At 64.5% G+C, this 10,455-nt stretch carries 11 protein-coding genes; 1 reads left to right on the forward strand and 10 read right to left on the reverse strand.

From position 1 onward, the window contains the following. The 4 genes from Q0O95_RS06705 to rpe form a co-directional block, all read right to left on the reverse strand. A partial coding sequence (locus Q0O95_RS06705; protein ID WP_293696663.1) for a HisA/HisF-related TIM barrel protein occupies positions 1–157 on the reverse strand: 157 nt, incomplete at its 3' end. Beyond that, positions 154–993: an ATP phosphoribosyltransferase gene (hisG, locus tag Q0O95_RS06710; RefSeq protein ID WP_293696615.1), complete on the reverse strand. Its 840-nt coding sequence runs from the start codon at positions 991–993 to the stop codon at positions 154–156. The genes hisG and Q0O95_RS06705, both read right to left, overlap by 4 nt. A 28-nt stretch (positions 994–1,021) precedes the next feature. Further along, positions 1,022–1,285, reverse strand: coding sequence for a phosphoribosyl-ATP diphosphatase (locus tag Q0O95_RS06715; RefSeq protein ID WP_293696617.1), 264 nt, complete (start codon positions 1,283–1,285; stop codon positions 1,022–1,024). After that, on the reverse strand, positions 1,282–1,938 hold the full coding sequence (gene rpe, locus Q0O95_RS06720; protein ID WP_293696619.1) for a ribulose-phosphate 3-epimerase: 657 nt from the start codon (positions 1,936–1,938) through the stop codon (positions 1,282–1,284). The genes Q0O95_RS06715 and rpe overlap by 4 nt, the downstream gene beginning before the upstream one ends. 210 nt (positions 1,939–2,148) lie before the next feature. Between rpe and Q0O95_RS06725 the strand changes: the two genes are divergently transcribed. Beyond that, positions 2,149–3,648, forward strand: coding sequence for an HNH endonuclease signature motif containing protein (locus tag Q0O95_RS06725; protein ID WP_293696621.1), 1,500 nt, complete (start codon positions 2,149–2,151; stop codon positions 3,646–3,648). Here the strand turns inward: Q0O95_RS06725 and Q0O95_RS06730 are convergent. From Q0O95_RS06730 to rpoZ, 6 genes are read right to left on the reverse strand one after another with little or no spacing between them, the layout of a single operon-like run. Beyond that, a complete protein-coding gene (locus Q0O95_RS06730; protein ID WP_293696622.1) occupies positions 3,645–4,970 on the reverse strand; it encodes an RsmB/NOP family class I SAM-dependent RNA methyltransferase in 1,326 nt (441 codons plus the stop codon). The two genes, Q0O95_RS06725 and Q0O95_RS06730, sit on opposite strands and share 4 nt — an antisense overlap. Then, positions 4,967–5,896, reverse strand: a complete 930-nt coding sequence (gene fmt, locus Q0O95_RS06735; RefSeq protein WP_293696623.1) for a methionyl-tRNA formyltransferase — start codon at positions 5,894–5,896, stop codon at positions 4,967–4,969. The genes Q0O95_RS06730 and fmt overlap by 4 nt, the downstream gene beginning before the upstream one ends. Then, entirely contained in the window at positions 5,893–7,824 is a 1,932-nt protein-coding gene (locus Q0O95_RS06740) for a primosomal protein N' (RefSeq protein WP_293696625.1), read from the reverse strand. Before Q0O95_RS06740 ends, fmt begins: the two co-directional genes overlap by 4 nt. A 1-nt stretch (position 7,825) precedes the next feature. Beyond that, the gene (metK, locus tag Q0O95_RS06745; protein WP_293696665.1) at positions 7,826–9,016 is read right to left on the reverse strand and encodes a methionine adenosyltransferase; all 1,191 of its coding nucleotides are present in this window, start codon (positions 9,014–9,016) and stop codon (positions 7,826–7,828) included. Beyond that, positions 9,010–10,203 (reverse strand): bifunctional phosphopantothenoylcysteine decarboxylase/phosphopantothenate--cysteine ligase CoaBC, encoded by a 1,194-nt coding sequence (gene coaBC / locus Q0O95_RS06750; RefSeq protein WP_366516458.1) that lies wholly within the window; start codon positions 10,201–10,203, stop codon positions 9,010–9,012. The genes metK and coaBC overlap by 7 nt, the downstream gene beginning before the upstream one ends. Then, a complete protein-coding gene (gene rpoZ, locus Q0O95_RS06755) occupies positions 10,200–10,451 on the reverse strand; it encodes a DNA-directed RNA polymerase subunit omega (protein WP_293696627.1) in 252 nt (83 codons plus the stop codon). Before rpoZ ends, coaBC begins: the two co-directional genes overlap by 4 nt. Between the last annotated feature and the right edge of the window lie 4 nt (positions 10,452–10,455).

A 10,455-nucleotide genomic window follows, 5' to 3' on the forward strand; every position in this document is an offset into this window, starting at 1 on the left:
CATCCAGAAACGTCAGCTCGTCGGCCCCTTCGGCCGCGTAGCGCGCCGCGAGCTCGACGGGATCACCCATGTCTGCGAGCCCCTGAAATTTCACGCCTTTCACGACTCGGCCGTGTTTGACATCGAGACACGGAATCACACGCGTTGCGAGCATCAGACGCGGGCCGCTCTGATCGCTGTAACGAGAATCGCCTTCGCTCCCGCCTCTTCGAGCTCGTCCATGACGCGATTGGTGCGCTCGGCCTCGACCATGATGCGTACCGCGACCCAGTCCGGATCGTGGAGCGGGGACACGGTCGGCGATTCGACACCGGGCGCGACCGCGACGGAAGCCGTGAGGTTGTCACGATGCACGTCGTAGTCGACCAGCACGAACCGACGCGCGACGATCACGCCGTGCAGGCGGCGAATGAGTCGTTTGAGCCCTGTCGGCTGACGCTCCCCGCCGATCAGCACGGCTTCGCTGCGCAGGATCTCCTCGCCGAAAGGCTCCAGCCCCTGCGCTCGAAGCGTCGCGCCGGTTTCAACCACGTCCGCGATCGCGTCGGCGACGCCGAGTTTCACGCTGCTTTCCACTGCGCCGTCGAGGTGCACCGTCTCCGCTTCGATACCGGCTTCGTCCAGCGCTCGCTGGACCAGGCCCGTGTAGCTGGAGGCGATACGCCCGCCGCTGAGTTCGGCGATGCTGTTGAACCGTCCAACAGGGCCGGCGAAGCGGAACGTCGAGCGGGCGAAGTCAAGACCCATGAGTTCCGTGGCTGCTGCTCCCGAGTCGAGCAACAGGTCGCGACCGGTTATCCCGACGTCGAGCGCTCCGGAGGCGACGTACGTAGCAATGTCGCGTGGTCGGAGGTAGAAGAACATGACGTCGTTGTCGGCGTCGACCATCGTCAGCTCTTTCGAGTCGCGACGGCCGCGGTAGCCGGCTTCGGTGAGCATGTTGGAGGCGGTATCCGAGAGCGATCCCTTGTTCGGGACGGCGATCTTCAGCATGAATCAGCTTTCTCCGCGAAGTGCGGCATCACAGGTGCTTGTAGACGTCTTCGAGGCGGATGCCCTTTGCCAGCATCAACACCTGCAGGTGATAGAGGAGCTGAGAGATCTCCTCAGCGCATTCGTCGTCCGATTCGTATTCGGCCGCCATCCACACTTCGGCCGCTTCCTCGACGATTTTCTTGCCGATGGTATGCACACCCGCGTCGACGCGTGCGACCGTTCCGGAGTCCGGGCGGCGTTCGGCGAGGGATTGACGCAGTTCGGCGTACAGCGAATCGAAGTTCTTCACCCGTCTAGAGTATCGCCGAGTGAGGCCCGCAATGACGCTATCCGCTCTGCTGGATTCCCTCCATAGACGGCGCTGCCCGCGACGAACGTGTCGGCCCCGGCCAGCGCAGCATCCACGATCGTCACGGCGTCCACGCCGCCGTCGACCTGGAGTCGAACAATCGTTCCCGCCTCGGCAGCGGCGCTACGCAGCTCAACCAGTTTCGGAAGCACTTCGGGCATGAACGACTGACCGCCGAAACCGGGCTCGACGGTCATCACGAGCACCATGTCGAAGGCGTCGATGATGTCGGTGACGACACGGGCTTCCGTTCCCGGCTTGATCGCGACCGCGGGAGCAGCACCGGCGTCACGGATCGCGCTTGCGATCCCGACCGCGTCTCTCGCTGCCTCGAAGTGGAAGGTGATCGATTCGACGCCCGGCACGGCGTACTGCGGTGCCAGTTCGTCAGGGTTCTCGATCATGAGATGTACATCGAGTGGGATGGGGGAAACCTCTCCCAGTCTGCGCACGACGGGAAGCCCGATCGTCAGGTTGGGGACGAAGTGGCCGTCCATAACGTCGATGTGCGCGGCATCCGCGGTTTCGATGCGCTGTAATTCCAGCTCTAAATTCGCGAAATCGCTAGACAGGATAGAGGGATGGATGCGCATACACCGATGCTACCTAGGTCTGCGCCTTTCGCTGGGCCGCGACAATCCGTCGGAACTCAACCACAGGAAGCGTGTTCAACTAATGGTTCAAGGTTGAAGCTTCTAGCGGGGTTTCATGTCGGACGTCGCGGGCAGACTGGTCGGTAACTAGAAGCAGTGGCTTGAAGCGCTGACTACACGTCAGAGGCACGGGAATCGGAGGTGAGCGACATGGCGAAACAAACGCCGAGGTTCGAATCTCCCGACTACGTACGCACCTCACTGCGCGCTTCTACGCACACGTCTTTCCCCGATACGCCGTTGGATCCTTTCGGCGGGGTCGAGTATCCGGGGATCTTCCCCGAGCCCGATGGCCGGGCCAAGGTCGCCGGCGTGACCATCAGCTCGATCGATGAGGCGTATGAATACGTCGAGACCAAGCAGCGACTGTTCACCCTGCTCGACGAGATCACCGATCTGCAACAGCGGCAAGAGCAGATCAATGCGCAGCTCGCACATGCGCGAGCCGAGGCCAATGACTTGATCACAGCGGCCGGCAGACTTCACGACGGTCCCTGGCGCGATGCGGTCGAGGAGGAACGCCAGTTGGCGGTCTCAGCGCTCGCCTCGGCAACCCGATCTGCAGAACGGTCGACAGGAAGCCGTCTGGCCGAAGACGCCGCACTGGTGCGAGAGTTTCCCAATACCGTCGAGGCGTGGATGGCCGGCAAGCTGACCCGTGGTCACATCTGGGTGATGCAGCGCGCCGCAGAGGAGTTGTCAGAGGAAGCGATGCTCGAATTCGAGCGTCGTATTCTGCCGCAGATAGGTGACCGCACTCCTTCGCAGTTGGCACCGATCGCTCGCCGCATCGCACAGCAGCTTGAGCCGGAACCGCTCGAGCAACGCCACGAGAATGCTTTCGCCGAACGAGCTGTATGGGCACAGCCCGAAACCGATGGCATGGCCAAGCTCATTCTCCGTACTTCAGCTGTGCAGGTCGAAGCGATCATGCAACGTCTCCGCCACGCGTACAAGCACGGCGCCGACTCTGACAACAACGCCGGTGTCGACGATGACCGTACGATGCCGCAGTGGATCGCCGACGCGGTGACCGCAACGCTGCTGACGGGAGACGCCGACGATGAGGGCTATCTTGCCGGCGTCACTGCGAACATCACCCTGACGATGCCCGCGACCGTCCTCACGGGTGCGGACGCCGGCTGCGAAGGCTCGCTTGGCAGCGCAGAGCTGCCGACCGGGCAACTCATCGACGACGCAACCGCGCTTCTCCTCGCGGGCGGAGCAACCTCTTGGACGAGGCTCTTTACCGATCCGGCAACAGGAGTCGTCGTTACTGCGGACGTCTACAAACCGACGGCATCGCTCAAAAGACTTATCGTTCTTCGCGACCAGACCTGCCGATTCCCAGGCTGCTCTCGCCCGTCGCGCGAAGGCGACCTCGATCACAGCCTGGAATGGCAGTACGGGGGCACCACGACCCCCGACAACCTTGCGGCGCTGTGCCGCCGACATCATACGATCAAGCATCGAATGGGGCCCAACAGCGGATGGCGCATCGACCACGGCGAACCGGGAAGCATCGAGTGGACGTCGCCGCTAGGGCACATCCGCAATGTCGAACCCGAGCCTCATCCGGCGGCGATCATTCTCGATCCATGGACCTCAAGTCTGACAGTCGATGATGATGGTGAGCCTCCACCGTTCTAGAGCTTACGCAGCAACTGCACGAACATGGCATCCGTGCCGTGCCTGTGCGGCCACAGCTGTGCTGCCGTGCCTCGCGAACATTCCGCGATGCCGGGGGCGATACGCTCCATGATCGGGCCGGTCTCGATCGCCTCGACCTCCCCGGACCGTACGGCGCGCTGCACGATCTGCTGCGTCTCCGCCAAATGGGGAGAGCACGTGACGTAGGCGACGATGCCACCGCTCTTGGTCGTCTTGACAGCTGCCGCGAGGAGTTCCTCTTGCAGCGCTGAGAGCGTGGCGATGTCGGACGCCCGCTTCCGCCAACGCGACTCCGGCCGTCTGCGCAACGCACCGAGACCCGTGCACGGAGCGTCGACAATGACCCGGTCGAAGGCCTCTGGCTCCTCTGCGAACCGCCTGCCGTCACCCGTCACAACCCGAGTGCCGAACCGTTCGGTCGCCCGCTGAACGAGCTTCGCTCTGTGGGGCTGCACTTCGTTCGCTATCAGCTCGACCCCGTGCACCTCGGCCGAGGCTGCGAGGAGAGCAGCTTTACCACCGGGGCCAGCGCACATGTCCAACCAGCGTTCTCCTCGCTGCACCCGCTGTGCTTCGACGAGCGCCAGCGCTGCGAGCTGGCTGCCCGCATCCTGCACCCGTGCCCTGCCGGTCTTCACCAGCGGATGGGCGGCTGGATCACCTCGATCGAGGCTCGTGCCGATTGGCGACACGGTCGTGCTTCCTCCGAGTTCGGATGCCGTTGCAAGGCCGGGCAGCGCTACGAGCTGCACTGCCGCTGCAGTGTTGTTCGCTTCGAGCAGCCGCAGGAGTTCGTCCTCGTGCGCTTCGGCAGCCAGCGCCCGTCTGAAGGCCCGAATGATCCAGCTCGGATGCGCATGCTCGAGGGCGATCGCTTCATCCCCTTCCGCCTCCGCAAGGATCGTGTTCAGAACAGCGGCATAACCGCCGTCGACACACTTGCGCAGCAGGGCATTCACGAAACCGCGTTTGCCCCTTGCGTTGCGACCGAGCAGATCGACGGTTTCGTGCACGGCCGCGTGATCGGCAATACGGGTTCGCGCAAGCTGGTGCATCCCGAGTCGAAGCGCTGCCGCGACGTCCGAGTCCAAGTTGGACACATCACGTGACGAGAGCTGCCGAATAACGCTGTCATACTGCCCCTGCCAGCGCAGTGTCCCGTAGGTGAGTTCGGTCGCAAGAGCAGCATCGGCGGAAGAAAGCGATGCAGCGGCGACACGTTTCGGCAGCAGTAGATTCGCGTAGGCGTCACGCTCGGCGACTTCGATGATGACGTCGAGTGCTACCGACCTCGCGCTCATGACCCCTGCCCTTCGCTCAGCAGCTGCACGAAGCCGCCGCGTCCGCGAAGCCATGCGTCGCCGTCCATGGGAGGTTTACCGGGAGGTTGCACTCGAAGCAGCTCGAATGCGCCGTCGGAGGAGGTGACGATGGCACGCTTCCCTTCTATCGTGGCAACGGCGGTCCGCTGCTCGTCGCACTCCGCTACCGGTCGCATGGCCAGGATTTTCACAATGCCGATCTCGGTGTTGGTCCAGGCGCCCGGCTCGGGCGTGACGCCACGGAATCGCGCGTAGAGCGACGCGGCGTCACGCGTGAAATCGAGCTCGCCGTGCTCGCGGGTCAGTTTGGGAGCGTAACTGGGTTCGCCGGCCTGCGGCGTGAAGACCGCGGTTCCGGCCTCGATATGGTTCACAGCGGTAACGACCGTGCCGACGCCTTCGTGCGCGAGGCGACTCAACGCTTCGCCGGCGGTTTCGTCTGGCCCCAACGGCGACGACGCCTGCACAATGATGTCGCCGGCGTCCAGTGCGGGAACCAGCCGGAAGACGGAGAGCCCGGCCTCCCGCTCCCCTGCCAGGATCGTGCTCTGCAGCGGTGAGGCACCACGGTGCCGCGGCAGTAACGAGAAGTGCAGGTTCACCCATCCGTGCTTCGGCGCGTCCAGCATCGGCCTGCGCAGCAGTGCACCGTAGGCGATGACGACGCCGAGGTCCGGCGCGAGCCCCGCGATGCGTTCCGCGATCTCGTCATCCGGTCGATTGGATTCGATGACGGGGATTCCCAGTTCTTCTGCAGCTGCCGCGACCGGCGTCGGGGTCAGTGTGCGCCGCCTGCCGACAGGCGCCGGCTCACGCGTGAGCACGGCGAGCACGTCGTGTGCTCCGCTGAGCGCCAGCAACGTGGGGACGGCGACCTCGGGAGACCCCGCAAATACGATCTTCATGATCCATCGGCTCCTTCGAACGGCTCCACATCATCCAATTTCACGCGCAAGCGACCGGATCCCTTCCGTCGGCCGGTCGCAGCCCGAAGCACCTCCGCTCGCAGCGCGGCGGCGACGTCGTGGCCGCTCGCGTACGTGAAACGCACGATGGTGCGAACTTCTTCCTGCCCCTGCGGGCCCTTCACGCTGACGGTACCCAGCGTATCCACTCCCGGCATCCCGTCGAGCGAGGAGACGGCTCTTGCAACTTCGGAGCTGCCGCCGTACACGCTCGCGACGCGCGCAGCGGGAGGGAATCCGAGTTCACGTCGCTCCGCCAGCTGCGCGGCAGCGAACCCGGCGGTAGACGGCCGGTTCAGCGCCGTCGCCAGTTCCGTGGAGGCACCGGTGACGATGCAGGTTGCGTCTTCAGCCGCGAGGGCCAGGGCCGCCCGCCACTGGCGCACTCCGTCCTCCACGACCGACAGTCTTTCGCCCATGAGTGCGGAGGCGCCATCCAGGAGCACGACCGATCTGAAGCCATCGACGGCGAGCGGCGCTGCTCCCGGCGTTGCGACGACGAGGCGCGGGCGAGCATCCACTTCGAGATGTTCGTGCTCTCCGTCTGCAACCGTCACGGACGTGCCGGGAAACGCACGCCCGAGTTCACCGGCTGTCTTCCCGCTTCCGCTGCCTGCCTCGCTGAATTTCGATCCTCCGCAGCGGTCGCACGTACCGGCACCGAGCCCTCGCCCGCACCAGGCGCATGCCGGGTCCGGGCGAGAGTCACCCAGGTTCGTGTAGCGTCTTGGACGCACCGGGCCGGTGCAGTGCTGACACCGTACGGGGTCACCGCAGGATGCGCAGACGAGTCGTGTCGAGAACCCCGGCTTCGCGACCTGCACCAGCACCGGTCCCTCCGCGAGTCCGGATCGGATCGCGCTGTAGGCGATGGAAGGGATGCGCCCTTCCTGATCGCGCACGAGATCGGCGGGGATTACCTTGGGACGGTTCGCCCGCGGCAGGTCGAGCGATTCGAGATAGCCGATTTCCGCAAGCCGCTGCACAGCAGTGGACCTGGCATGAGCAGCGAAGACGAGCACTGCGCCGCTCAGTGCTTGCCGCTGCAGCGCGGCATCGCGCGAATGGATGTGGGGAGCAAGCGGCTCTCGGTGCAGTGGGTCTCCGTCATCCCAGATCACGATGAGCCCGAGCTTGGATGCGGGAGCGTACACGGTGCTCCTCGGTCCGATGGTCACGGTCGGCAGCCCGCTGCCCGCGAGGAGGAAGCTGCGAGCCCGATCAGCGTTGCTCTGACGTGCGTCCAGCGAAGCGATCCGCTCTCGACCAACGACGTCGACAAGCGCGGCATGCAATTGTCGCTGCTCCCGATAGTCGGGCACGACGACGACGGCCTGCTTCCCCTTCGCGAGCGTCGCACGCACGAGTGAGGCGATCGTCGTCGCCCAGATGCCGACGGCGATACCGTTCGCCGACGTCACACCCCCGGCCAGGTCGGCGACCCAGCGTGTTCCCGGCTCCAGTGCTGACCACTCATCGTGGGACGAGCCGGCCAGTGGCTCGAGTTCGGGCGGCACGTATGCTTTTTCGACCCTTGCCTGACGTCCGGGAATTGCAAGTCGCAACACATCGGCGGTATTGCCGGCCGCGCGTTCGGCGACGCTACGAGCGAGTTCGAGTACCTCGGGGTGCAGCGCGACAGTCGGTGAAACGACACGTTCGATGTCCTCCAACTCTCCCGCGTACTCGGAGGTGTCCGAGAGTTCCGCCACGTACCCCGCCGTGAGCCTGCCACCGCGCAGTGGCACCCTGACCCGTACACCTTCTGCGATGTCCCCCTGCAAAGCTGCAGGGACACGGAAGTCCAACAGTCTGTCGAGCTGGGGCAGGCGTGAGTCTAGGAGCACCCGAGCGACGGATGCCGCCACGCTACAGCCCAGCCGCGGCCCGGAGCTGTTCGACTCGGTCGGTGCGCTCCCACGTGAAGTCCGGCAGCGCTCTGCCGAAGTGGCCGTACGCGCTCGTCGCCCCGTAAATGGGACGTCGGAGATCGAGACTCCGGATGATCGCCTCCGGGCGAAGGTCGAAGGTGTCGCGAATCGCGGCGACGATCGTCCCTTTGTCGATCTTCTCGGTGCCGAAGGTTTCGATGTACAGCCCGACGGGCTCCGCGCGCCCGATGGCGTATGCGACCTGCACTTCCAGTCGGTCTGCGAATCCGGCTGCGACAGCGTTCTTGGCGACCCAGCGCATCGCATACGCTGCCGAACGGTCTACCTTCGAAGGGTCCTTGCCGCTGAACGCTCCGCCGCCGTGTCGTGAGGCGCCGCCGTACGTGTCGACGATGATCTTGCGCCCCGTCAGACCTGCGTCTGCCCTGGGTCCGCCCACCGTGAACGGGCCCGCCGGATTGATGATCAGGCGCAATCCGCTCGCATCGAGACCCAGGCTGTCGATGACGGGCGCGACGACGTGCTCCGCGACGTCCCGCTGCACCGTCGCGAGATCTGCTTCCCTCGTGTGCTGCGTGGAGAGCACGACGGTTTCTACCGTTCGCGGGCTGAAACCCTCGTAACCGACGGTCACCTGGGTTTTACCATCCGGCAGCAAGTACGGCAGTTCACCGCTCTTCCGGACCTCTGTGAGCCGCTCAGCGAGCCTGTGAGCGGCATGGGCCGTGATGGGCATGAACTCTTCCGACTCATTGGTCGCGAATCCGAACATGAGCCCCTGATCACCGGCACCGAGCTGCGAGAGTTCGTCGTCGCCTCCTTCACGGATTTCGAGGGCATTGTCGACACCCGCCTTGATTTCCGCAGATTGATTGCCGATCGAGACCGTGACGCCACAGGTGTCGGCATCGAACGATGCCGCGCTTGAGGTGTACCCGACACTGCGGATCGTGTCGCGGACGACGTCGGGGATCTCGACATACCCCTTCGTCCGCACTTCACCGGCGATGTGCACGAGCCCGGTTGTCAGCAACGTCTCGACGGCGACTCGCGCATGGGGGTCCTGCGCCAGCATGGCGTCCAGAATCGCATCGGACACTTGGTCCGCGAGTTTGTCGGGATGCCCTTCCGTCACGGATTCCGAAGTGAAGAGTCTCAGGCTCACGATGTCTCCTTGTGTTGTGCAATGGCATCCATGATGACGTCAGCCACTGACATCTTGGTTCCCGCGGCCGCAGCAACGATACCGTTCGCATCGAGCACGGTTACGGATGTTTCGCGCTCACCGAAACCCGCTTCGGTGCCCACGCGGTTCACAACAAGAAGATCGGCGCCCTTCCGCTCCAGCTTGGCTCTGCCGAGGGCGATCAGTGCGTCCTGTTCGCTCTCGGTCTCCGCCGCGAATCCAACGACGGTGTTGGAGCGCTCGGCACGGGCGAGCTCAGCCAGTATGTCCGGGTTCTCTGCAAGCTCGATCGTCGGATTCGCACCGAGGGTCTCCTTCTTCAACTTCGCGTCGCTTCCGCCTGCGACCCGATAATCGGAAACCGCGGCCGCCATGATGACGATGTCGGCATTCGCACCGGCCAACATTGCGTCACGCAGCTCCGCGGTCGACTCGACGGAGACCACGTCCGCTCCCGCAGGAGGATGCACCTGCAGGTTCGCTCCGACGAGGGTCACGCTTGCGCCTCTTGCGAGAGCACGCTTTGCGAGGGCAACGCCCATCGCGCCGGAAGAACGGTTGCCGATGAATCTGACGGGGTCGATGGACTCGTGGGTGCCACCCGCACTGATGACGACGCTCGTGCCGCGCAGGGAGTCGTCGCCCACTATCGCAAGCGCTTCCCGAACTATGCGTTCCGGGTCCGCGAGCCGGCCGGCGCCAACGTCACCACCCGTGAGTTCGCCGGCGTCGGGGCCGACGAAGCGGGCCCCGTGCTCGGTGAGTTTGGCAACGTTGTCTTGCGTCGCCGGATGCTGCCACATCTCCGTGTGCATAGCGGGCGCGATAACGAGAGGAGCGGAGGAAGCGAGCACCGACGTTCCCAGGAGATCGTCCGCCTGACCGTTCGCGAGCTTGGCGAGAGTGTTCGCGGTAGCGGGAGCAACGATGATCAGGTCGGCACGTTGCCCGAGCGCAACGTGCCGCACTTCAGCGACGTCATCGAACACGTCGCTTGTCACAGGATTTCGGCTCAGCGCTTCGAGCGTCGGCTTCCCGATGAATCGAAGAGCCGAAGTTGTCGGCACAGCGTGCACATCGTGCCCCTCCTGCACCAGCAGGCGGATCAGCGACGCGGCCTTGTACGCGGCGATGCCGCCACTGATACCGACAAGGATGCGCAAGGTCATTCCGAAGCGGGCTTCAGAAGAAGCTTGTCCTCCACTACTTCGTGCAGCGCAATGGACAGCGGCTTGTCGTCGAGACTTGCATCGACGAGGGGTCCGACGTTGTCGAACATTGAACCCTCGGAGAGGTCGGTGTAGTAGTCATTGATCTGACGCGCGCGCTTGGCTGCGAAGATCACCAGCTGGTACTTCGAGTCGACCTTCGCGAGGAGGTCGTCGATGGGCGGATTGATGATGCCCTGCTCGGTCATGCGA

The sequence above is a fragment of the uncultured Agrococcus sp. genome, assembly GCF_945915485.1.
Taxonomy (GTDB): Bacteria; Actinomycetota; Actinomycetes; order Actinomycetales; family Microbacteriaceae; genus Agrococcus.

Excerpts from the sequence above, each read along its gene's own strand:
- rpe (WP_293696619.1), bottom strand. The coding sequence starts at position 1,938 with ATGCGCATCCATCCCTCTATCCTGTCTAGCGATTTCGCGAATTTAGAG.
- Q0O95_RS06725 (WP_293696621.1), top strand. The coding sequence starts at position 2,149 with ATGGCGAAACAAACGCCGAGGTTCGAATCTCCCGACTACGTACGCACC.
- fmt (WP_293696623.1), bottom strand. The coding sequence starts at position 5,896 with ATGAAGATCGTATTTGCGGGGTCTCCCGAGGTCGCCGTCCCCACGTTG.
- hisG (WP_293696615.1), bottom strand. The coding sequence starts at position 993 with ATGCTGAAGATCGCCGTCCCGAACAAGGGATCGCTCTCGGATACCGCC.
- Q0O95_RS06730 (WP_293696622.1), bottom strand. The coding sequence starts at position 4,970 with ATGAGCGCGAGGTCGGTAGCACTCGACGTCATCATCGAAGTCGCCGAG.
- coaBC (WP_366516458.1), bottom strand. The coding sequence starts at position 10,203 with ATGACCTTGCGCATCCTTGTCGGTATCAGTGGCGGCATCGCCGCGTAC.
- rpoZ (WP_293696627.1), bottom strand. The coding sequence starts at position 10,451 with ATGACCGAGCAGGGCATCATCAATCCGCCCATCGACGACCTCCTCGCG.